This window comes from Synechococcus sp. JA-2-3B'a(2-13) (genome assembly GCF_000013225.1).
Taxonomy (GTDB): Bacteria; Cyanobacteriota; Cyanobacteriia; order Thermostichales; family Thermostichaceae; genus Thermostichus.
Genome location: NC_007776.1, coordinates 21251 through 43686, shown reverse-complemented (window position 1 = coordinate 43686; position 22436 = coordinate 21251). Strand labels below are relative to the sequence as shown.

Here is a 22436-nt window from a genome sequence, read left to right as displayed (position 1 = left end):
TTTACAACGACGAAGAAAGAAAAACTTTCAGGACGGCAACAGAACCGCTAGCGGGTTACCAAAACAGAAGCCTGGGCGGCGGACGGATGCTGACGCGGCCTGGCCCCAAAGTGCTCCCTGAGCAACTCCACCAAGACCGGCTTGAGGTCTTCGCAAGGGATCCCTTTGCGCACGCATTCGCCCAGCTTGGCGTCTTTGCCCACCTCTCCCCCCATGTAGATGTCCACGGCCTCCACCACCCTGCCGTCCTTGCGAGCAGTGGTGCCCATAAGGCCGATATCGGCTACTTGGGGTTGGCCGCAGGAGTTGGGGCAGCCCGTCCAGTGGATGCGCACCGTTTGGGGGATCTCCAGCTCCGCCTCCAGCTCCTCCATCAAGGCCACAGCCCGGTTTTTGGTCTCGATAAGGGCAAAGTTGCAGAACTGGTTGCCCGTACAGGACACCAACCCCCGCTGCAAGGGCCCTGGGTTGGGGGAGAACTTCTTCAAGAGCGGCTCTTTGAGGAGCGGGGCCACTCGGGAGTCGGGCACATTGGGGATGAGCACGTTCTGCTCCACCGTCAGCCGCAGCTCCCCGGAGCCGTACACCTCCGCCAAGCGGGCCAGCTCCATCATCTCCAGGGCGTTGAGCCGCCCCACAGGCACGTGCAGGCCGACAAAGTTGAGGCCCGGCTGCTTCTGGGCATGCACCCCCAGCAGATCCCGCTTGTGCCAGACCACCTCATCTTTTTCCGCTGCCCTGAGCAGAGGGTGGCCAGTCTGGCGCTCCACAGCCGCCCGGAACTTCTCTAGGCCCCACTCGTCAATGAGCCACATCAACCGCGCCTTTTGCCGGTTGGCCCGCAGGCCGTGATCCCGGTAGACCAGCAGCACCGCCTCGCACAGAGGAACCACATCGCGGGGATCCACCCAGACATCTAGGCCAATTGCCTCGGCGCAGCGGCGAGCCGAGAAAAAGCCGCCCACCAGGACGTTGAAGCCCAGGCGGCCATTTTTGAAGGCGGGCACAAAGGCCAGGTCGTTGATCTCCGCATGCACGGAGTTGTCGCGACAACCGCAGATGGCGATGTTGAACTTGCGCGGCAGGTTGCTGAAGGAAGGGTTGCCCTCGCCGTTGTTGGTGATCATGTCCTGCACCTTGCGGGTGAGACCGCGCACATCGATCAGCTCGTCCGGGTCAATACCGGCCAGAGGGGATCCCGTGATGTTGCGCACGTTGTCCATGCCCGACTGGATGCTGGTCAGGCCTACCTCTTTCAGGTAGCCCAGGATCTGGGGCATTTCCTCGATGGGGATGCCCCGCAGTTGCAGGTTCTGCCGGGTGGTGATGTCGGCTACGCCCTGTTCTCCATAGGGGTGGATGATTGCGCCCAACATCCGCATTTGGCCGCTGGTTAGGATCCCATTGGGCAGGCGCAGCCGCAGCATGAACTGACCTGGGGTGCGCTTGCGAAAGAAGATCCCCAGCCACTTGAGGCGGTGATCCCGGTCGTCTTCAGGAATGTTCTCCCAACCCATCCGGGCAAACGCCTCCAGCTCGGCCTTGACCGCCAGCCCATCCTTTTCGCTTTTGAGGCGTTCAAATTGGTTCGCCATGATCGCTGCTGTGGGGTGAACACTGGCTACTCTAGCGATGACGAACTGTTAACTTTGGTATTGGCAGTTACACTCTGTAACAGGTTATGCAGTTTTGTCATTCTCGAATTGCGCTTTATGCATAAAGTCAAGCTTCCAGGAGCAGCAGACTCCTCTCTCCCCTTTGGGAAAGGGGCTGGGGGTGAGGAAAAGCTAGTTGAGAGGGTTGAAAGAGTTGAAAGGCTCCCTCTGCCAGAGCAGACGGGGCGGGATCCCCAGCCCTTCGGTGAGGGGTGCGGGCCGTTGGGAAGTTTGGGGATCGCAGTCGTAGAGAGCGGTGGTGTAGCGGTAACTGCGGGGGGGGCCACCGTTGAGGCGAATGCCGCTAATTTCAAAGGTGTAGTTGCGATTGGGCTGGATCGAACCCACGGAGTAGGTCAAAGTTTCCAGGCCAAAGGCGGGATCCCCCACGCGGAGATCTCCAACAGGCACCGGCTCGCCGCTGAGGGCATCGGTGATGCGGACTTGGGCTTGGCTGAGATCAGCCTTGCCGCCACGGCTGGGCACCGAGAAAGACCAGCGGTAGGCAGACAGGGGCTGGCCGGAAAACCCTTCTAGGCGGTAGAGGTAGCCGTCTTTCTCCGGGAAGGCGATGAACTCTGGATCTGGCACCGACTCGTCAAAACCGAAGATCCAGTTGGCGTTGGCCTGGGTCACCCGTCCAGCCCGTGGGTCAAAGACAATGCCGTAGGCCCCCTGGGCGTACTGAGGATACAGGTTCCAGCGGCGATGCCCCACATCCACAAAGTTTTCTCGACCTGGCTCGGCAAAATAGATGTCCACCTGCCGCGCCAACACCCGGCCTGGATCGGGGCCGTTCAGCTCTAGGATGGGCCCAACCGCCAGGTTGCTGAAGCGGGATCCCGCCTCCCCAGCAGGGGTAAAGCAGCGCCAAGAAGGGGGCGGCTGGTGGCTGAGAGTACCATTGGCTACCTGCATCAAGGCCGCTTGCTGGGCGGCTTCTAGGAACTGAGGATTGAGCTTCACCGGCGGTAACTGGTGCAACAGCCGTAGAAAATTCAGCCGATCCATCATCTTTTGGGCTGCTGCAGGCGTAAGGCGACCGGGGTTGCAGGTGGCAACCTGGGGCTGTTCGGCGTAAATAGGCCCCGTGAAGCTGCGGGTCTGGCGATCCAACCGGCACAGGAAGCTGGCAATCGGCACTTCCCCTGCCCGCGGTGGCTCCATCGAGGTAGGGGATCCTCCACAGGCCGCCAGCAGACAAAGACAAAAGATCCCCACGATCCTCAAAGCCCAAAGCTGAACCAACTTGGGCAACCGCTGCAAGGGCATGCAAAAACCAGCCGAATTATGAGCCGGTGGGGGTGGGGGTGATGCTGGGGGGGCTGACGGTGCTGCTGCTGCTCTCGCCACAAGCAGGCAACAAGCCCAGACAGGCAAACAGGGCTAAGGCCGCCAAAAGCTGGTGGGTCACTTTGGGTTGCAACGTAGCCATGACAACAAACCTCCCAAATGCTGCTGGGTTTGATCCTGTTCTATCACCTGGCCAGGTGGGTTACAGCACCAAGATCCATGGCGACAAGGGTATAACTTAAGCCCAAGTCAAGGAACGCTCACCCAAGTCGGCTACATCCACTAGGACTGGGATCCAAGCCCACTTTTTCTCTCCACCCATAGTGGAGTACGGATCCCCACAACTGATACATTCACGCTGAACTCTCCTGAACATGGTTCAGGAAAGAAGCGATCGCATCCTGCCTATCTCTGTTCGCGTCAGCGGGACGGAGTCCAAACAGGAAGGCGGTATCCCGCAAAGCCCTGAGGAATACCCCCCGAGCGCTTTCCCCCTTCACTTCCCGGCAACCGTTGCGGTGGACTCAAGGATCAGGGGGAAACTTGGTCTACTATATCCCTCTCAATGACTTTTGCCAAACCGCCTAAAGCTCAGTAAATTCAGCAAAGTTCAGGGTTTTGGGGGTTAGAGGCATGCTCTTCTTGCGCTCAAGCGAAAGATTGCTGTGATCAATGCTGCTTTTTGCCCGATTGATAAGGGATCCCCAAAAGCTTGTCAGGGGGTGATCTGGAACTCCAGGTTGTAGGTTTGGAGTAAGTTTATGGTTTCGTGATCGGTGATGTTGGTGTCGGCCAGCTCCAAGTTGTAGAAATCGATGAACTCTTCGTGGTCAAAATAGGGGCCGGCATGCCAGGTACCCATCTCCAGTTTGATAAAGCGATCCCCAGGCACCCGAAAGGCTTGAATCTGATCCACGTGCAGCTCATCGGCAGGGGGTGCAACACCAATAAACCACTCCTTGCCATTGAGGGATCCCAGGCACTGGGTGCAGCGGATGTGGTGGGTGATCTGAGTAAACTTGAGGCCGCGGCGAGGCAAGCGCATGATGTAAAAGCGGGGCTGCCCTTGATTCAAGAACAACTGAGCATCTTGACTGTCGAAGGGTTTGTGATCGGGAGTGGGGCAAATGACCTGTCCGTAGGGGGCAAAGTTTTCCGGTTCAGCGAGATGGGCCTTCAGTTGGCGCAATTGGCTGGTCACCCTGCTCTTCTCCTTTGCGTTTGACGAGCTGTCTTGTGTCTCACTGTTGCCCTACAACGTGAGCACGAGGGCGTGAAGACGCAAACAGCCCAGCGAACCCCATTCTATCGAGACTTGGCCAGGCAGCTTCCCTTCTGGAAGGGATCCCTGAGCAAGCCCAAGCTGCTCAAGGTCGCAAGTACAATGGGAAAACTTCCCAGCCTCAGCAGAGCAAATGGCGATGCAGCGGGACTTACAAGAGCTGATCATCTCCCCAGCTCAAGTTCAAAGCCTCTCTCAAGTGCCGGTGGCTTGGTTGTATCGGCCTCGGCCCGTTCGTCGTTTTAAAGACCGTCTGCGCCAGTTCTCCGCTTTCTGGGATCTCCTACGCTTGCTGGTGACGCTGGACTTGTTCTTGCGTTTCTTGACCTTCTGGACAGGGGGATCCCTACTTACCCTGGTGGGGCGGATTTGGATCCCTGGCCTACAGGCCACTTGGGGCACTTGGCTGGTGGAATGGGGGATCCTGGCGGCTATTGCCGCTCTGGGCCAAGCCTATTGGATTTTCCGCAGCCGTCGCATGCCGCTGCTGTTGAACTTGCTGGGGGAAGTGGATCGCTACAACCGAATCATCCAGGCCATCCACGTCAACGACCAGTTGGTGGAAGCGGGCAACCCCGAGGTGAAGCTGGCCCAGAGGGCTGAGGTGATCGAAGCCCTGAAGCTGACCCGGGCCGATCTCATTCGCGCCTTGAAAACCGAACGGATCTTGCGGCAAAACGAAGACCTGATCGAGCAGCAGAGCGAGTTCTTCGGCGATAACTTGGCAGCTTTGACAGCTCTGCAGGTGAGCGAGCAGGCCAGCGAACAGGGGCGAATCCTGGAGGCTGCTTTACAGATTGCTCTGCAGGTGCGCTCCCAAATCCGCCGTTTGCAAGAGCGAGAAGCCAACCACCCCCCAAACAGGGATCCAGACAAGATTGAGAAAGATCAGCAGGATAGAGATGGCAACTCAGATGGGCAGTGAAACAGATGGTTATTTTTGTCGGCAGGCGGCGCTGTGGGTTCTAATCCTTGGGAGAAAGTTGAGGTTGATTGCACCGCGTTAGCAGGTCGGAGACCGAAATTGGAGTGACCCCATCTCCCTGATTGGTGCTAAATCCCCGCTCTGCACTATTCCGCACTGTCAAGATCGCCTGCCGGCGCTACACTGGGGCTTGTCTTGGATCCCTCGGTCATCTGCGCACCTTTGATGAGCCTTTTGGCCCGCTCCCTGGCCTACGCCCAGAACCACAGCGACATGCTGTTTCAAGCTTTCGTCCAACACCTGCAACTGGTGGCGGTGCCTTTGGGAATGGGGCTGCTGTTGGGTTTGCCGCTGGGCTTTTTCAGCTCCCGCTCCCAGATGCTTTCTCTGGTGGTGATCAATGCGTTCAGCAGCCTGCGGGTGATCCCCAGTTTGGCCATTTTGTTTTTGGCCATCCCCTATTTCGGCCTCAGCTTCCGTTCGGCAGTCGTCGCGCTAACCCTCCTGGCTTTGCCCCCCATTCTGATCAGCACGGATGTGGCCTTCCGCAGCCTTGAGCCGGCCCTACGGGAAGCTGCCCTGAGCATGGGCATGACTCCTGGCCAGGTACTGCGGCACGTGGAGATCCCTTTGGCCTTGCCGGTGATCTTGGCCGGTGTTAAAACGGCTACCATTGAGGTGATTGCCAGTGCTACTCTGGCAGCGTTTATCGGCGCAGGAGGGCTGGGTACTTTCATTACCCTAGGGTTTGCCCTCTACGACAACGCCATCTTGCTGGTGGGGGCGGTTCCAGTGGCCCTTCTGGCTATTGCGGCCGAGATCGGCCTTGGCACTCTGCAGCGGGCTTTGGAACCTCCCCAAGCCTGAGGTTCTGTGAGGGATCCCATGCTGTTTTTCTCTGGTTCTTCTGAAGTGCGATCCCGTTGGCCTTTCCGCTCCATTCCTTTGCGGGTGGCGTTGCTGCTGCCCCTAGTGCTCTCAGTAGCAGGGGGAGTGGGGGGAGTGGCCTATCTCTCCTGGCAGGGCGGGCGACACCTGGCGCTGCGCTTGACGGAGCAACTGAGGCGGGAAGTTACCGACCGCACCGAAGAGCACCTCGCCAGATATTTGCAAATTCCCCTTCAGATCAATGCCCTCAATCAAGGGGCAGTGAGGGGGGGGCTGCTGCCCGATTTGACGACCCCCAGCCCAGCCGATCTAGAGGTGCTGGAAGCTCACTTTGCCCGCCAGTTGCAGCCATTTCCTGAGCTCAGCTATATCGGCTTTGTCTCTGCTCAGGGGGGATTTGTTACCGCCCGCCGTCACGCCGATGGGTCGATTTGGACTTACCACACCCCCAGCCTGCTGCCAGGATCCGTCCAGGGCTGCCAACGGGATCCAGAGACAGGGGATCCCACTGGCCTGAGGAGGCAGTTAGGCTTTGTGGATTTGAGGCGGTTGTTCTGGTTTCCCCAGCTCCTGCAGTCGGAAGGGATCCGCGACACTTGGGTGGTAACCCGATTTTTTGCGGAGCTTCCTGCCCAGGATCCAGAGCGGCTGATCCTGACGTCCCTATCCCTGACCGACTCGGGGGGGCGGGTTTACGGCAGCTTATTGGCTTCCCTGTCCATTCAGCAGCTTCAGGCTTTTCTGGAACGAGTACAAGGCAGCTCTGCTGTGGGGGTGAGCTTTCTGCTGGACGAAGAGGGGCAAGTGGTGGCCAGTACGGCGGGGCCTGCTCCCCACCCGCTGCTGGTGGCCGTGCAAGAGCAGGTGGGCTCCTGGGGGACGGCCTCTTCCCAAGATTCGCTGCGCCTCAAGGTCGGAGGGATCCCTTACTGGGTGGAGGTGGAGTCCGTTCAGAGTGAAGGGAGGCTGGGCTTTTATTTTGTGCATGGGATCCCAGAGGCAACCCTTCTGGCCGAAGTCCGTCGGAGCGCCCAACAGGCTGCGCTGCTGGGGGGTGGGCTATTGCTGAGCATGCTGGGGACAGGGATCCTCCTCGGCGAAGCCCTCTTGCGTCCCCTGCGCCGCCTCACCCAAGTAGCCGAGCAATTTATACACAGCGGTTTCCAGCCCTGGCCTCCTTTGGATCCCGGCCCCATCCAGGAGGTGCAGACGCTAACCAAAGCCTGGCAGCAGGCGGCAGCAGCTCAGCAGGCCCTGCTGGATCGTCTCTGGCAGCAGCAGCAAGAATACCGCGCCGTGGTGGAACAGCAGACGGAGCTCATTTGTCGCTTTCGGCCCGATACCTGCATCACCTATGTCAATCCTGCCTATTTGCGCTTCTTCGGTCGGCGGGCAGAGGAGGTGGTGGGCCAACCTTGGCGGGATCGGCTGCCGGAAGAAGAGCAGGCTAAGGTGTTGCAAGCTTTTGCTGCTCTCACGCCTGAGCATCCTTTCTACTGCAGCGAGCGGGAGTATCCCGGAGAAAACGGCCAGTCCCGCTGGATTAGCTGGGTGGATCGGGGCATTTTCGACAGCCAAGGCCGCTTGGTGGAGATCCTGTCGGTGGGGCGGGAGATCACCGAGCAAAAGCGGGCAGAACAACAGTTGCAAGCCCTCAACCGGGAGCTGGAAGCCCAGGTGGAGCTGCGCACGGCCAAGCTGCAGCAGGCCTTGCATTTTGAGGGGGTGCTGCGCGCCATCAGCAGCCGGATGGTGGTCAGCCTAAACGAGGGGGAAATTCTTGAAGAAGTGGTCAGAGCCCTTGCCGAGGCACTAGGCCTAACCTGCTGCCAAGTCCTGCTGCTTTTAGAAGATGGGTCAACCTGGATCCCTGGCTACTGCTACTCCCCCTCTCTCTCTTCTGACGTGGCTCAAGATGGCGGGGCGGATCCCTTGCATGGGCCAGACTACGCCAGCGACCCGGAGTTCTTGCGCCTGCTGCAGTCCCATTCTTCCTCACAGCAGAAATGGAAAATCCACTGCTGTTGTCGGAAGGAAGGACGCTGGGTGCGGCTGCTGGTCTGCACCCTTTGGGACAAAGAGAAGCGGCTGGGAGCTTTGCTGTTGGAGCGGCTGCCGGAGCAAGAGTTTTCCGAAGACGAGATTCAACTGGCCTATCAGGTGGCCAACTTGTGTGCCCTGGCCATTCGCCAAGCCCGTCTGTACCAAGCAGCCCAAGCGCAGGTGAAGGAATTGGAGCGGCTGAATTTGCTGAAGGATGATTTCCTCAGCACCGTCTCGCACGAGCTGCGCACCCCCATGACCAATGTGCGCATGGCCTTGCAAATGCTGCAAATGACCCGCGATAACCCCGAGAAACAGCGGCACTACTTCACCATTGCCCTGAAAGAGTGCAACCGGCAAATCGAGCTCATCAACGACCTGCTGGATATGCGACGGCTGGGAGCCGGGACGTATCTGCTGCAACCAGAGAATATTTTTCTGCCGCGGTATTTACAAGATTTGCTGGCCGGGGCTCAGCCTTTGGCCCAAGCCAAACATCAACACCTGCAACTGCACCTGGAGGCAGGGATCCCCTCGCTTTGGGCCGACCCCACCTGCTTGGGGCGCATTCTGCGCGAGCTGCTGCACAACGCCATCAAGTACACGGCCCCCGAGGGATCCATCCACCTGCGGGCTGTCTCAGAAGGAGAGGGGATCCTCTTCGTCTGCAGCAACAGCAGCGAGATCCCAACAGCAGAGCTGCCCCGCATCTTTGAAAAGTTTTACCGGATCCCGCAATCGGATCGCTGGAAGCACGGCGGCACCGGCCTGGGGCTGGCTTTGGTGAAGCAACTGGTGGAGCATATGGGGGGGAATATCTCCGTCAACAGCTCGGATGGATGGACGCATTTCCAAGTTTGGTTGCCCCAAGGTGAGGATCCTGCTCCGCCATTGCCCGGCCCACCCCCAATGTCAGAAGACCTCCCCTTTTGGAAAGAGGCTGGGGGTGAGGGGCATACCTGACCCCTATCCCGGCAAGACTTGTTGCTGCCAGAGGGCCTCCAGTTGCACCGTGTATTCGGAGTTCACGATGGGCACTGCCCCGGCAATGGCCTCTTGAATGGGGATCCCGGCAGCAGCCTCCAGCTGGGCAAAAGCTGTTTGGTAGTCGGCAGACAACCGGCTGACATCGATGAGCGGCAGATCCCCCCAGACCTCCGGCTTGAACTTTTCCAGCTGCCCCTCCGGGCTGGCCAAGACCTCTGCCAGGACCATTGCCCCCCAAGGATTGGCCGCATTGATGGGAATGGCCGTGAACGAGGGATCGATCAAGCTGGTGCCCGGGATCCCATAGGGGGTGGTGCTGGGGGGAAATTGGCCGTTGCCCTTGCGCAAGATCACCTGATCGATAAAGGTGGGGATGAGCCACACTTCGCCGTTGGCAAAAAGCTCCGCCAGGCGGGCAAAGGTGGGCGGGTAGGTTTGGCCCTGTCTCCACAGGAAGGGATCCAGCTTTCTCAGGTATTCCACCAGGGCAGGGGATTGTCGCGCCCAGAGATCGGCATCGAAGTCCGGCCCGCTGTATTGAGCATAGCCCCCGGTCACGCCGTAGAAGGCGCTCAACAAAAAGCGGCTGCCATGAAAATCCGGCGGGGCCACGTAGGTAAATCGCCCTGGATTGGCCTCTGCCCAAGCCAACAGTTCGGCGTGGCTCTGGGGGGGATTGGGTACCCGTTCGGCATCATAGGCCATTAAAAAGTAGTTGCCGGTGTAGGGTGCAGAATAGCCCTCGGTGGGCAGGCCAAAATCCGTTGCAATATCGGCGGGATCATAGAAGGTCAAGCTGGGCAATTTCTCAGCAAAGGGGCCGTAGAGCAAATTCCCCTGCTTGAGGGTGCGGAAGTTGTTGCCATTGATCCAGATGAGATCGATGCTGCCGCCGCTGCGCAGCCCGGCCTGTACCTCCCCAATCACCTTGTTGACTGCTTCAACGGTATCCGTGAGCGGGATCCGGTTCAAGCGAATGCCATAACGCTCCTGCAACTGGCTTCTCACCCAGCCATCCACGAAGCCATTGATGGCCTCGCTGCCGCTCCACATGGCCCAGTTGACAGAGCTGCCCCGCGCCCGCTCCAGAATATCCGCCCAGCTCAAGGATCCCAGATCCACCATGTTCTGGGAGGTGTTCTGGGCAAACGGAGAGCCTTGACTCAACGCCCAAGCCCCCAGGGATCCCAGACCAGCCAACACCTGCCGCCGCTTCCAGAAAACGCTTTTGGGTTGCATAGCCTTGCCACCATCCCCATCAAACTTTCAGGTTCCAGATTCAACTTAAACTGATACATTTACGCTGAACACTGCTGAGCATTACTGCTCAACGGTGAAGCGATAGCATTCTGTCCATTTCCGAACAGAAAGGCGGTATCCCGCAAAGCTCTGAGCATAACACCCAGAGCGCCTTGCCAATCTCGTGGTAGCCTATGGCTGCACTTTGGGCATCTAAACACCTTTGCGCCACCCAACTTGGTGTGGATGTGCCCGCACTTGGTACAGGTTTTGCTGGTGTACGCTTCCGATACTTCCACGACGACCACGTTTTTCTTTTTGGCTTGAAACTTCAGGAACTGCTGGAACCGATAGTGCGCCCAGGTGAGCATCGCCCTTGCTGTCTTGCTACCAAACTTCCTCCCTGCCTTGGCAACCATCTTGGCTGACTCGAAAGTGGGGAGGAATATCAATCGGTAGTTATCCGTTAGGAACGCCGCTACCTTGCGATGGCACTCGTCCACCAAGTTCCTGATTCTCTCCCGCAGACGAAACGCCGCTTGCCGCATTCGCCTACGTTTGAGTCTCGGTGCTTTGCTCAGCCTAGATTGCAGATCGTCTAGGTGGTAGCACAGCCGAGCGATTCTACCAAAGTCCCCCTTGGCAATATTTACAAAACCTGCCCCATCAAACCCTGTAAGGAAGCTTCTTACCCCAGGGTCAAGCGCAACCACCCCCTTTGCTAACGAACACTGCTCGTTCACGGGCTCAGGAAAGATGGCATACCATCTGTCTTTCACCCGCATTAGCTCAGTTCCACGTGCCCATTCTCTGGGCATCTCCTCGGATGCACGGAACGCCAAACCTCGGGTGAGTTTCGGATACCACGTCCCATTGCGAAAGTTGCCGGCGTTGAATTGCAGCGTATGCGACCTGTCCCGCACACTGCGAAACCTCGCGTCTTTGCTTCGGCGAAACGCCAACCACGCCTCGACGACCGCGTTCTGCTTGATGTGGCAGGGGGCGTCCTTTACCCACTGGGGCAGGTCGGAGCGCAGGATGATGTCCCGCAGCTTTCTGGCCGTTCTTGGAACACCATGCTGACGCTGATAGGCAATCGCTTGGTTGTAGCAGTACCGGCACGCCGCTTGCCAACGCTTCCAAACCTTAGCCAGCGCTGGCTCCGGATAAATCCGTATCTTTCTCGATTGCAGCCCGGTATTTTCTGAGTCCGTAGAGCCGACTGCTGAAGCAGTGCAGGATGGTGAGGATATCCTCAACCAGTTCCTGTTGGGGAGAAAGGTGGTCGTCATCGAGAACCAAGATTTCGCAGCCGTATTGACGGCAGTACCACTCAACGAACTCAAATCCAAACCGGCAGAGTCGATCCCGATGAGCGACCACAATTGTTCCGACATCTCCCGCACGAACTCGTTCCAATAAGGCAAGGAACTTTGGTCTTTTGAAGTCGAGACCGCCGCCAACCTCTCCGACCACTTCGGCTCCAGGATAGAGGTTAACCAGTCTTGCAATCTGTCTCTCCAAGTCTGGTTTCTGCCCTCGACTGCTGACTCGGGCGTACAAAACGACTCGTTTGACTTTTCTTGGCGTTTTGATGTAGCTGTCGAGGTCATACCTTCTCGCCCTACCGGATGGTGTGCGTATTGCCTTGATCCAACCTTTCTGTTCCCATCGCCTCAAAGTGTGGAGACATACCCCGAAATAGTCCGCCGCTTCTCTCGGTTTCACATACCTAGCCATACTAAGCAGCCACGCTGAACATACTATACGTTATTTCCAGTATAGTCCAGCATATCATTGACTAGAGTCATGCTCTCCCCTCTTCCTTTGGGAAAAGGGCTGGGGGTGAGGGATCCCCGCCAACCCCCACAGGCCACAGAGCCTCTGGCGGCAAATGGATCCACACCGTCTGCCCCGGCGCAAACACTTGGTGGGGAGCCACCCAAGCCTGCAGACTGCCCCAAGGGGCTTGCAAGGTCAGCCGTCGCTGGGTGCCCGCAAAGCGTTCCGCCATCACCTGGGCCAAGAAAACATTGTCGGCCAAGCCGGGCGGCTGGGGAAGCACCTGCACCTGTTCCGGGCGCACCGTCAGCCGCACCTGACCTTGGAGTGGCGCGTCGCTTTTCAAGAGGATCCCGTCGTTGAGGCGAAGTTGGTGACCCTCCGCCTGCGCATCGAAAAAATTGACCCCGCCAAAAAAGCGGGCAATGCGCTCGGAGCGCGGCTGCTGATAGAACTCCACAGGGGATCCCACCTGGTGTAGCTGCCCCTCAAACATCAGGCCGATGCGTTGGGCCATGGCTGTGGCTTCTGCTTGATCGTGGGTAACCAGCACCGTCGTCACCCCTGTTTCCGCCTGCAGCTCCAGGATGAGAGCCTGCATCTCTTGGCGCAGGTTGGCATCCAGGGCCGATAAAGGTTCATCCAACAGCAGCACCTTGGGCCGAATCACCAAAGCCCGCGCCAGGGCCACCCGCTGCGCTTGTCCGCCAGAAAGCTGACTGGGCCGACGCTGAGCAAACCCGGCCAATTGTACCCGCTCCAGCATGCGCAAGGCGGCAGCCTCCCGCTCTGTCCGGGGAATGCCCCGCATTTTCAGGCCAAAAGCGACATTCTCCCCCACGCTCAGGTGGGGAAACAGGCGGCTGTGTTGGGACAGCAAAGTCACGCCGCGCCGTTCCGGCGGCAGAGGGTTGAGGGGGATCCCGTCCAGCCAGATTTCCCCCGGATAGGGCAAGGGATCCGGCTCCAGCAGGCCGGCGATGAGATTGAGGGTGGTGGACTTGCCGCAGCCCGACGGCCCCAGCAGGGCGAAGATCTCCCCTGCCTCCACACTCAAAGACAAATCCCTGAGGACAGGGATCCCTCCCTTGTGGAAGCGCTTGCTGAGGTGGCGGAGAACAAGGTGGCCCATGCTTGGGTTACCGATCAAACGCTCAATAGAGCTCTCAAACTCTCCCAAATTAGAACACCCAAATTAGAACAGAAAATACCGCTGCGCCATGGGCAGCACCTCTGCCGGCTCGCAGGTGAGCAATTCTCCATCGGCCCGCACTTCATAGGTCTCCGGGTTCACCTCAATGTGGGGAGTGGCGGTATTGAGTTTCAAATCCGCTTTGCCGATCTCGCGGCAATTTTTCACCGCTACGGCCCGGCGCTGGATCCCCAGTTTTTCCGGGATCCCCAGGTCTAGGGCAGCCTGGGAGACAAAGAGGAGGCTGGTCTCGGTCAAGGCGCGGCCAAAGCTGCCGAACATGGGGCGAGGGTACACCGGCTGCGGGGTCGGAATGGAAGCATTGGGATCCCCCATCTGGGCGTAGGCAATCAGGCCCCCCTTCAGGACGATTTCCGGCTTAACCCCAAAAAAGGCCGGCTTCCATAGACACAGATCCGCCAGCTTTCCCACCTCCACCGACCCGATGACGTGGCTGAGTCCTTGGGCGATGGCAGGGCAGATGGTGTACTTGGCTACGTAACGCTTGGCCCGGAAGTTGTCGTTGCGGCTGCTGTCTTGTGGCAAAGGCCCCCGCTGCACCTTCATCTTGTGAGCCGTCTGCCAAGTGCGGATGATCACCTCCCCCACCCGGCCCATGGCCTGCGAGTCGGAAGAGATGATGCTGAACACCCCCATGTCATGCAAGATGTCTTCGGCGGCGATGGTTTGGGGACGAATGCGGCTTTCGGCAAAAGCAATATCCTCCGGCACATTCTTGCTCAGGTGGTGACACACCATCAGCATGTCCAGATGCTCTTCGATGGTGTTGCGGGTAAAGGGGCGGGTGGGATTGGTGGAGCTGGGCAGCACGTTGGGCTCAGAGGCAATGCGAATGATATCGGGGGCATGCCCACCCCCGGCCCCTTCGGTGTGGAAGGTGTGAATGGTGCGGCCATTGATGGCAGCGATAGTGTCCTCCACGAAAGCGGACTCATTTAAGGTATCGGTGTGGATGAGGGTTTGGATGTCGTACTCATCCGCGACCTGCAAACAGCTGTCGATCACCGCCGGCGTGGATCCCCAATCTTCGTGGATCTTGAGGCCGCAGGCCCCCGCTTCCACCTGTTCCCGCAAAGCTGCGGGAAAAGCCGCGTTTCCCTTGCCAAAAAAGCCCAAATTGACGGGGAACCCCTCCGCCGCCTGCAACATCTTGCCCAAGTTCCAAGCTCCAGGGGTGCAGGTGGTGGCGTTGCTGCCTGTGGCCGGCCCAGTTCCGCCCCCCAAAAGGGTGGTCACTCCCGAGGCGATGGCAAACTCGCACAGCTGCGGACAGATGAAATGCACATGGGCATCGATCCCGCCCGCTGTCAGGATCAGGTTTTCCCCGGCAATCACCTCAGTGCTGGGGCCAACCACCATGCCCGGCGTCACCCCCGCTTGGATGTTGGGGTTGCCGGCTTTGCCAATGCCGACAATGTAGCCATCGCGAATGCCCACATCCGCCTTGACAATGCCCCACCAGTCCAGGATCAGGGCGTTGGTGATCACCAGATCCAAGGCCCCGTTGGCGCGGGTGGCCGTCGGCGATTGCCCCATGCCATCGCGGATGGTTTTGCCGCCCCCAAACTTAATCTCCTCGCCGTAGGTGGTGAAATCCTCCTCCACCTCGATGATCAGTTCGGTATCCGCCAGGCGCACCCGATCCCCTACGGTGGGGCCGTAGTTGCTGACGTATTGGCGACGGGGAATCTCTAGGGTCATAGGGTGGTATCTGCAAAAGGGCTGCCAGGGTTTTACCACACATCCCCACCCAGGGGATCCCTTGCTGCTTGTTGTCTGGTTTCAACCCTTCATTAGAACCCATTGGGTCGACTGAAAATTCGTTACATATATTTACATCTATGATCGAAAAAACAATTGCCAATCGACTCCGACCTCGATGGGACAAGGGATCCCTCGTTTAATTATTGTGAAGCAACTGAGGGCTCACAAACCCTGACCTATAATGCCAGGTAAGTCCTGCCCTGGGGGAATCTTCTGCCAAGGGGTAGGGATGCTTCGTTCCTTGTCGCAAGAGAGGAGTTCTTGATGACAACTACGCCAAAGGAGCGAGAGCCGAAGGTCAAGGTGTCGGTTGATGTGGATCCGGTTCCCACCTCATTTGAGAAATGGGCTAAGCCGGGCCACTTCGATCGCAGCCTATCCCGTGGCCCCAAGACCACGACCTGGATCTGGAACCTCCATGCTCTTGCTCATGACTTCGACAGTCACACCAGCGACTTAGAAGACGTCTCTCGTAAGATCTTTTCCGCTCACTTCGGCCACTTGGCAGTGGTTTTCGTCTGGCTGAGCGGCATGTACTACCACGGAGCTCAGTTCTCCAACTATTCCGCTTGGCTGGCGGATCCGATCAACATCAAGCCCAGCGCCCAAGTGGTCTGGCCCATCTTCGGCCAAGAGATCCTGAATGGGGATGTGGGCGGCGGCTTCGAAGGGATCCGCATTACTTCCGGTCTGTTTCACCTCTGGCGAGCTGCCGGCATCACCAATGAGTTTCAACTCCTCTGCACCGCCATCGGTGGCTTGGTGATGGCCGGGTTGTGCCTGTTTGCCGGCTGGTTCCACTACCACAAGCGGGCTCCCAAGCTGGAGTGGTTCCAAAATGTGGAATCGATGCTCAACCACCACCTGGCGGGCCTGCTGGGGCTGGGTTCTTTGGCCTGGGCCGGTCACCAAATCCACGTGGCCATTCCCATCAACAAGATGTTGGATGCGGGCGTGCCGGCTGACCAGGTGCCTTTGCCCCACGAGTTCATCCTCAAGCCCGCCTTGATGAAGGAGATGTTCCCCAGCGTGGATTGGGGCATCTTCAGCGGGGTGGTGCCCTTCTTTACCTTGGATTGGGGCAAGTACGCGGAGTTTCTCACCTTCAAGGGTGGCCTGGATCCGCAGAACGGTGCCCTCTGGCTGACCGACCAAGCCCACCACCACTTGGCCATTGCCGTGCTCTTCATCGTGGCCGGGCACATGTACCGCACCAACTGGGGCATTGGCCACTCCATTAAAGAGATCCTGGAAGCCCACAAGGGCCCCTTCACCGGCGAAGGCCACAAGGGCCTCTACGAAGTGCTCACCACCTCTTGGCATGCCCAGCTGGCCATCAACCTGGCCATGGTGGGATCCCTGAGCATCATCGTGGCGCAGCACATGTACGCCATGAACCCCTACCCCTACATGGGCATCGACTACGCCACCCAGATCTCCCTGTTTACCCACCACATGTGGATAGGCGGCTTCTTCGTGGTGGGGGGTGCTGCCCACGGGGCCATTTACATGGTGCGGGACTACGACCCGGCGGTGAACCGCAACAACGTGTTGGATCGGGTATTGCGCCACCGCGACGCCATCATCAGCCACCTCAACTGGGTGTGTCTGTTCTTGGGCTTCCACGCCTTTGGCTTCTACGTCCACAACGACACCATGCAGGCCCTGGGTCGTCCGCAGGACATGTTCTCGGACACCGGCATCCAACTGCAGCCCATCTTTGCCCAGTGGATCCAGTCGCTGCACACTTCGGCCATTGCCAGCACCGCTCCCTATGTGGGCGCCTCGGTTAGCCCCATCTTTGGTGGCGACGTGGTGGCTGTGGGTGGCAAGGTGTCCATGATGCCCATGGTGCTGGGCACGGCGGACTTCATGGTGCACCACATCCACGCCATGACCATCCACATTACGGTGCTGATCCTGCTCAAGGGGGTGTTGTTTGCCCGCTCTTCCCGGTTGATCCCGGACAAAGGCAAATTGGGCTTCCGCTTCCCCTGCGATGGCCCGGGCCGCGGCGGCACCTGCCAGGTCTCCGGCTGGGATCACGTGTTCCTGGGGCTGTTCTGGATGTACAACTGCATCTCCATCGTGATCTTCCACTTCAGTTGGAAGATGCAGAGCGACATCTGGGGCACCGTCAACGCCGATGGCACGATTGAGCACATCACCGGCGGCAACTTTGCGGCCAGCGCCATTAACATCAACGGCTGGTTGCGGGACTTCCTGTGGGCGCAATCGGTGCAGGTGATCAACTCCTACGGCTCGGCTCTGTCGGCTTATGGGCTGCTCTTCTTGGGCGCTCACTTTGTCTGGGCCTTCAGCCTGATGTTCCTGTTCAGCGGTCGCGGCTACTGGCAGGAGCTGATTGAGTCCATCGTTTGGGCCCACAACAAGCTAAAAGTCGCTCCGGCCATTCAACCCCGCGCTCTGAGCATCATTCAGGGTCGGGCGGTCGGTGTGGCCCACTACCTGTTGGGAGGGATCGTCACCACCTGGGCGTTCTTCCTGGCACGGTTCGGCGCACTCGGCTAAGGCAAGGAGGAAGAGAGAATCATGACAACTGCAACTCGTTTTCCCCAATTCAGCCAAGACCTGGCCAGCGATCCCACCACGCGTCGGCTGTGGTATGGCATTGCCACCGCCCACGACTTCGAGACCCACGATGGCATGACGGAGGAGCGGCTTTACCAAAAGCTGTTCGCCACCCACTTTGGCCATCTGGCAATCATCTTCCTGTGGGCCTCCGGCAACGTCTTCCACATTGCTTGGCAAGGCAACTATGAGCAATGGGTAGCCAACCCCACGGGTGTCACCCCCATCGCCCACGCCATCTGGGATCCCCACTTTGGCAAGGCAGCGGTGGAAGCCTTTACCCAACCGGGGGGCGGCGGCCCCGTCAACGCGGCCTACTCTGGCCTGTACTACTGGTTCAACACCATTGGCCTGCGCACCAACGGCGATCTCTACGCCGGTGCCATTGGCCTGTTGTTGTTGGCGGCGGTGTTTCTGTTTGCCGGCTGGCTGCACCTGCAGCCCCGCTTCCGGCCTAGCCTGAGCTGGTTCAAGAACGCTGAAGCCCGTCTCAACCACCACCTGGCCGGCTTGTTTGGGGTCAGTTCCCTGGCTTGGACTGGTCACCTGGTACACGTCGCCATCCCCGAGTCCCGCGGGCAGCACGTAGGCTGGGACAACTTCCTTACCACTCTGCCCCACCCGGCAGGTCTGAAGCCCTTCTTTACCCTCAACTGGGGGGTCTACGCCCAAAACCCGGACACGGCCAACCATGTCTGGGGCACGGCAGAAGGGGCGGGCACGGCCATCCTCACTTTCTTGGGTGGCTTTAACCCCAACACCCAGTCTCTGTGGCTGACGGACATGGCCCACCACCACCTGGCCATCGCGGTGATCTTCATCGTGGCCGGCCACATGTACCGCACCAACTGGGGCATTGGCCATAGCATCCGGGAGATCCTTGGCGCCCACAACCCCCCCAAGGGCACTCCCTTCGGAGGCCTGCTGGGAGAAGGCCACAAAGGTCTCTACGACACGGTCAACAACTCCCTGCACTTCCAGTTGGCTCTGGCCTTGGCCTGTCTGGGGGTGGTGACCTCGCTGGTGGCGCAGCACATGTACGCCCTTAACCCCTACGTGTTCATGTCCATGGATCACACCACGGAGGCGGCTCTCTACACCCATCACCAGTACATTGCTGGCTTCTTGATGGTGGGGGCGTTTGCCCACGGGGCCATCTTCCTGGTGCGGGACTACGATCCTGAGGCCAACAAGAACAACGTGCTGGCGCGGGTGCTGGATCACAAAGAAGCGATCATCTCCCACCTCAGTTGGGTATCGCTGTTCTTGGGCTTCCACACGCTGGGGCTGTACGTCCACAACGACGTCATGCAGGCCTTTGGCACGCCCGAGAAGCAGATCTTGATCGAGCCGGTGTTCGCCCAGTTCATCCAGGCCTCTCACGGCAAGATGATCTACGGCATGGATGTGTTGTTGTCCAACCCCGACAGCCTTGCTTCTACCGCTTGGCCCAACTACGGCAACGTGTGGCTGCCGGGCTGGCTGCAGGCCATCAACGATCCCAATGGATCCCTGTTCCTGCCCATTGGCCCGGGTGACTTCCTGGTGCACCACGCCATTGCGCTGGGCTTGCACACCACCACCTTGATCTTGGTCAAGGGGGCGTTGGATGCCCGCGGCTCTAAGCTGATGCCGGACAAGAAGGACTTTGGCTACAGCTTCCCCTGCGACGGCCCGGGTCGAGGCGGCACCTGCGACATCTCCGCCTGGGATGCCTTCTACCTGGCCATGTTCTGGATGCTGAACACCATCGGCTGGGTTACCTTCTACTGGCACTGGAAGCAGCTTGGGGTTTGGAGCGGCAACACTGCCCAGTTCAACGAGAACTCCACTTACCTGATGGGCTGGCTGCGGGATTACCTCTGGGCCAACTCTGCTCAGTTGATCAACGGCTACAACCCCTACGGGATGAATAACCTGGCGGTTTGGGCCTGGATGTTCCTGTTTGGCCACTTGGTCTGGGCGACGGGGTTCATGTTCTTGATCTCCTGGCGCGGCTACTGGCAAGAGCTGATCGAGACCTTGGTGTGGGCGCATGAGCGCACTCCCTTGGCCAAGCTGATCCGCTGGAAAGACAAGCCGGTGGCCATGTCGATTGTCCAAGGTCGTCTGGTGGGTCTGGCTCACTTCACGGTGGGTTACGTGTTGACCTATGCGGCCTTTGTTATCGCCTCGACAGCCTCTCAGTCGGGGTAGCAAGCCCATAACCTGCTGAATAGGGATCCCTCGGCTGGTCCAGGGATCCCTTTTTTGTGAGTTGGTAGAGTGGTGATATGAAGTTTAGGGTCTGATGAGTTTGGTCGATGACTCTAGCCGCCCGATTGGATCCCTATATCAGGCGATATACCTTTGAGGAGTTTCATCGGCTGATTGAGTCTGGACAGATTGAAGAGCCCAATCAGTTGGAGCTGATTGACGGGCTCCTGGTTCAAAAGATGACGAAAGGGGAGAGGCACGCCGCCTACTGTAGCCGCCTGTACCGACTGTTGGTGGGCCTTGTGCAGGAGCAAGCTATTGTGCGCACCCAGGATCCGGTGCAACTGCCCCCCAATCACGAGCCAGAGCCCGACTTTGCCATTGTGCGCTTTCAGCAGGATGAGTACCGCTCTCGGCATCCTCAGCCCGAAGACATCTATCTCATCATCGAAGTGGCTGATTCTTCCCTTACCTATGATCGGGAAGTCAAACTCGGACTCTACGCCAAAGCCGGGATCCCCAACTACTGGATCTTGAACTTGCAAGAGAACTGCCTAGAGACGTACAGCTTGCCAACAGGGTCGGGAGTTTACCAGAAAAGAGAGGCTTACACCCCCGAGGAGAAAGTTGGGATCCCAGGGATCCGGGCTGGAGAGTTGAGTCTGGATCAGGTTTTTTCCATCGGTTAAGGCAGGGATCCCTTGCCGGCAGATCGAATCTTGGCTGGCAGGAGCATGACTCTATTCAATGATACGCTGGACTATACTGAAAATAATGTACAGTATGTTCAGTATGGCTGCTTGGTATGGCTAGGTATGTGAAACCGAGAGAGGCGGCGGATTATTTTGGGGTGTGTCTCCACACTTTGAGGCGATGGGAACAGAAAGGTTGGATCAATGCAGTACGTACGCCGTCTGGTAGAGCGAGAAGGTATGACCTCGACAGCTACATCAAAGCGCCCAGAAAGGCCAAGCGAGTCGTTTTGTATGCCCGAGTCAGCAGTCGAGGGCAGAAGTCAGACTTGGAGCGACAGATTGCAAGACTGGTTAACCTCTATCCTGGAGCCGAAGTGGTCGGAGAGGTTGGCGGCGGTCTCAACTTCAAAAGACCAAAGTTCCTTGCCTTATTGGAACGAGTTCGTGCGGGAGATGTCGGAACAATTGTGGTCGCTCACCGGGATCGACTCTGCCGGTTTGGATTTGAGTTCGTTGAGTGGTACTGCCGCCAATACGGGTGCGAAATCTTGGTTCTCGATGACGATCACTTTTCTCCCCAACAGGAACTGGTTGAGGATATCCTCGCCATCCTGCACTGCTTCAGCAATCGGCTCTACGGACTCAGAAAATATCGGGCTGCAATCGAGAAAGATACGGATTTATCCGGAGCCAGCGCTGGCTAAAGTTTGGAAGCGGTGGCAAGCGGCGTGCCGGTACTGCTACAACCAAGCGATTGCCTATCAGCGTCAGCATGGCACTACTAAAACCCCAGAAAAGCTGCGGAATATTATCCTGCAATCGGACTTGCCGCAGTGGGTGAAGGAAGCCCCCTGCCACATTAAGCAGAACGCCGTCATGGAGGCATGGCAAGCGTTTCGCCAAAGCAAGGAAGCTCGGTTTCGCAGTGTGAGGGATAAGACCCACACCTTGCAGTTCAACAACAGTAATTTCAGTCAGGGCAGGTGGTATCCGAAGCTCACGAAGGGTTTGTCGTTTACGGCGTCAGAAGCGGTGCCGCAAAAGTGTGCCTATGGGACTAAGCTAATGCGGGTGAAAGATAGATGGTATGCCATCTTCCCCGAGCCCGTGAACGAGCAGTGTTCGTTAGCAAGGGGGGTGATCGCACTTGATCCTGGAGTAAGAAGCTTCCTTACAGGGTTTGATGGGGCGGGCTTTGTAGATATCGCCAAGGGAGACTTTGGCAGAATCGTTCGGCTGTGCTACCACCTAGACGATCTGCAGTCTAGGCTGAGTAAAGCACCGAGACCCAAGCGTAGGCGAATGCGGCAAGCGGCATTTCGTCTGCGGGAGAGAATCAGGAACTTGGTGGACGAGTGCCATCGCAAGGTAGCGGCGTTCCTAACGGATAACTACCGATTGATATTCCTCCCCACTTTCGAGTCAGCCAAGATGGTTGCCAAGGCGGGGAGGAAGTTTGGTAGCAAGACGGCGGGGGCGATGCTCACCTGGGCGCACTATCGGTTCAAGCAGTTCCTGAAGTTCCAAGCCAAAAAGAAAAACGTGGTCGTCGTGGAAGTATCGGAGGCGTACACCAGTAAAACCTGTACTAAGTGCGGGCACATCCACACCAAGTTGGGTGGCGCAAAGGTGTTTAGATGCCCAAAGTGCAACCATAGGCTACCACGAGATTGGCAAGGCGCTCTGGGTGTTATGCTCAGAGCTTTGCGGGATACCGCCTTTCTGTTCGGACTCCGTCCCGCTGACGCGGTCGCGTTAGCGTCGCGTAGCGACAACGGAAACGGGCAGAATGCTATCGCTTCACCGTTGAGCAGTAATGCTCAGCAGTGTTCAGCGTAAATGTATCAGTATTGTGGGTGGGGAAGCATTTGCAAAAGGATTG

General features: G+C 58.3%; 17 protein-coding genes. 8 read left to right on the top strand and 9 right to left on the bottom strand.

Annotated elements, in window-relative coordinates; genetic code table 11:
* Positions 1–47: 47 nt before the first annotated feature.
* The 4 genes from CYB_RS00145 to CYB_RS00135 form a co-directional block, all read right to left on the bottom strand.
* The gene (locus CYB_RS00145; RefSeq protein ID WP_011431706.1) at positions 48–1595 is read right to left on the bottom strand and encodes a ferredoxin--nitrite reductase; all 1548 of its coding nucleotides are present in this window, start codon (positions 1593–1595) and stop codon (positions 48–50) included.
* Between the two features lie 192 nt (positions 1596–1787).
* Positions 1788–2927, bottom strand: a complete 1140-nt coding sequence (locus tag CYB_RS00140) for a CAP domain-containing protein (RefSeq protein WP_071818131.1) — start codon at positions 2925–2927, stop codon at positions 1788–1790.
* Between the two features lie 16 nt (positions 2928–2943).
* The gene (locus CYB_RS15075; protein WP_187147246.1) at positions 2944–3090 is read right to left on the bottom strand and encodes a hypothetical protein; all 147 of its coding nucleotides are present in this window, start codon (positions 3088–3090) and stop codon (positions 2944–2946) included.
* 573 nt (positions 3091–3663) lie between these two features.
* Positions 3664–4149, bottom strand: a complete 486-nt coding sequence (locus CYB_RS00135; RefSeq protein ID WP_011431703.1) for an ureidoglycolate lyase — start codon at positions 4147–4149, stop codon at positions 3664–3666.
* 214 nt (positions 4150–4363) lie between these two features.
* Here CYB_RS00135 and CYB_RS00130 point away from each other — a divergent pair, with 214 nt between their 5' ends.
* From CYB_RS00130 to CYB_RS00120, 3 genes are all read left to right on the top strand, one after another.
* Complete coding sequence (locus CYB_RS00130; RefSeq protein WP_011431702.1) at positions 4364–5155, top strand: hypothetical protein; 792 nt, start codon at positions 4364–4366, stop codon at positions 5153–5155.
* A 225-nt stretch (positions 5156–5380) separates the two neighbouring features.
* Positions 5381–6022, top strand: coding sequence for an ABC transporter permease (locus tag CYB_RS00125; protein WP_011431701.1), 642 nt, complete (start codon positions 5381–5383; stop codon positions 6020–6022).
* 18 nt (positions 6023–6040) lie between these two features.
* On the top strand, positions 6041–9049 hold the full coding sequence (locus CYB_RS00120; protein WP_011431700.1) for a sensor histidine kinase: 3009 nt from the start codon (positions 6041–6043) through the stop codon (positions 9047–9049).
* Positions 9050–9052: 3 nt separating this feature from the next.
* Here the strand turns inward: CYB_RS00120 and CYB_RS00115 are convergent, their stop codons facing one another.
* From CYB_RS00115 to ureC, 5 genes are all read right to left on the bottom strand, one after another.
* On the bottom strand, positions 9053–10312 hold the full coding sequence (locus CYB_RS00115; RefSeq protein ID WP_011431699.1) for an ABC transporter substrate-binding protein: 1260 nt from the start codon (positions 10310–10312) through the stop codon (positions 9053–9055).
* Between the two features lie 59 nt (positions 10313–10371).
* Positions 10372–11571, bottom strand: coding sequence for an RNA-guided endonuclease InsQ/TnpB family protein (locus CYB_RS14200; RefSeq protein ID WP_238376996.1), 1200 nt, complete (start codon positions 11569–11571; stop codon positions 10372–10374).
* Entirely contained in the window at positions 11459–12052 is a 594-nt protein-coding gene (locus CYB_RS15290) for an IS607 family transposase (RefSeq protein ID WP_011431697.1), read from the bottom strand. The genes CYB_RS14200 and CYB_RS15290 overlap by 113 nt, the downstream gene beginning before the upstream one ends.
* Before the next feature lie 67 nt (positions 12053–12119).
* Complete coding sequence (locus CYB_RS00105) at positions 12120–13226, bottom strand: ABC transporter ATP-binding protein (RefSeq protein WP_011431696.1); 1107 nt, start codon at positions 13224–13226, stop codon at positions 12120–12122.
* Positions 13227–13289: 63 nt separating this feature from the next.
* Positions 13290–15008 carry an urease subunit alpha gene (gene ureC, locus CYB_RS00100; RefSeq protein WP_011431695.1) on the bottom strand — a complete coding sequence of 573 codons (1719 nt, stop codon included), beginning with the start codon at positions 15006–15008 and terminating at the stop codon, positions 13290–13292.
* A 327-nt stretch (positions 15009–15335) separates the two neighbouring features.
* Between ureC and psaA the strand changes: the two genes are divergently transcribed.
* The 5 genes from psaA (at position 15336) to CYB_RS00080 (ending at position 22393) form a co-directional block, all read left to right on the top strand.
* Positions 15336–17603, top strand: a complete 2268-nt coding sequence (gene psaA / locus CYB_RS00095) for a photosystem I core protein PsaA (protein ID WP_011431694.1) — start codon at positions 15336–15338, stop codon at positions 17601–17603.
* Between the two features lie 21 nt (positions 17604–17624).
* Positions 17625–19859 carry a photosystem I core protein PsaB gene (gene psaB, locus CYB_RS00090; protein ID WP_011431693.1) on the top strand — a complete coding sequence of 745 codons (2235 nt, stop codon included), beginning with the start codon at positions 17625–17627 and terminating at the stop codon, positions 19857–19859.
* Between the two features lie 107 nt (positions 19860–19966).
* Entirely contained in the window at positions 19967–20548 is a 582-nt protein-coding gene (locus tag CYB_RS00085) for a Uma2 family endonuclease (RefSeq protein ID WP_011431692.1), read from the top strand.
* Between the two features lie 116 nt (positions 20549–20664).
* Positions 20665–21258 (top strand): IS607 family transposase, encoded by a 594-nt coding sequence (locus CYB_RS15285; RefSeq protein WP_011431691.1) that lies wholly within the window; start codon positions 20665–20667, stop codon positions 21256–21258.
* Positions 21146–22393, top strand: a complete 1248-nt coding sequence (locus CYB_RS00080) for an RNA-guided endonuclease InsQ/TnpB family protein (protein ID WP_238376995.1) — start codon at positions 21146–21148, stop codon at positions 22391–22393. Before CYB_RS15285 ends, CYB_RS00080 begins: the two co-directional genes overlap by 113 nt.
* Positions 22394–22436: the final 43 nt, after the last annotated feature.

Coding starts and splice junctions, on each gene's coding strand:
- CYB_RS00120 (WP_011431700.1), top strand. CDS start 6,041: ATGCTGTTTTTCTCTGGTTCTTCTGAAGTGCGATCCCGTTGGCCTTTC.
- CYB_RS15285 (WP_011431691.1), top strand. CDS start 20,665: ATGGCTAGGTATGTGAAACCGAGAGAGGCGGCGGATTATTTTGGGGTG.
- CYB_RS00085 (WP_011431692.1), top strand. CDS start 19,967: ATGACTCTAGCCGCCCGATTGGATCCCTATATCAGGCGATATACCTTT.
- CYB_RS00115 (WP_011431699.1), bottom strand. CDS start 10,312: ATGCAACCCAAAAGCGTTTTCTGGAAGCGGCGGCAGGTGTTGGCTGGT.
- CYB_RS00140 (WP_071818131.1), bottom strand. CDS start 2,927: ATGCCCTTGCAGCGGTTGCCCAAGTTGGTTCAGCTTTGGGCTTTGAGG.
- CYB_RS00130 (WP_011431702.1), top strand. CDS start 4,364: ATGGCGATGCAGCGGGACTTACAAGAGCTGATCATCTCCCCAGCTCAA.
- CYB_RS00105 (WP_011431696.1), bottom strand. CDS start 13,226: ATGGGCCACCTTGTTCTCCGCCACCTCAGCAAGCGCTTCCACAAGGGA.
- CYB_RS00125 (WP_011431701.1), top strand. CDS start 5,381: ATGAGCCTTTTGGCCCGCTCCCTGGCCTACGCCCAGAACCACAGCGAC.
- psaB (WP_011431693.1), top strand. CDS start 17,625: ATGACAACTGCAACTCGTTTTCCCCAATTCAGCCAAGACCTGGCCAGC.
- CYB_RS15075 (WP_187147246.1), bottom strand. CDS start 3,090: ATGGCTACGTTGCAACCCAAAGTGACCCACCAGCTTTTGGCGGCCTTA.
- CYB_RS00145 (WP_011431706.1), bottom strand. CDS start 1,595: ATGGCGAACCAATTTGAACGCCTCAAAAGCGAAAAGGATGGGCTGGCG.
- CYB_RS15290 (WP_011431697.1), bottom strand. CDS start 12,052: ATGGCTAGGTATGTGAAACCGAGAGAAGCGGCGGACTATTTCGGGGTA.
- psaA (WP_011431694.1), top strand. CDS start 15,336: ATGACAACTACGCCAAAGGAGCGAGAGCCGAAGGTCAAGGTGTCGGTT.
- ureC (WP_011431695.1), bottom strand. CDS start 15,008: ATGACCCTAGAGATTCCCCGTCGCCAATACGTCAGCAACTACGGCCCC.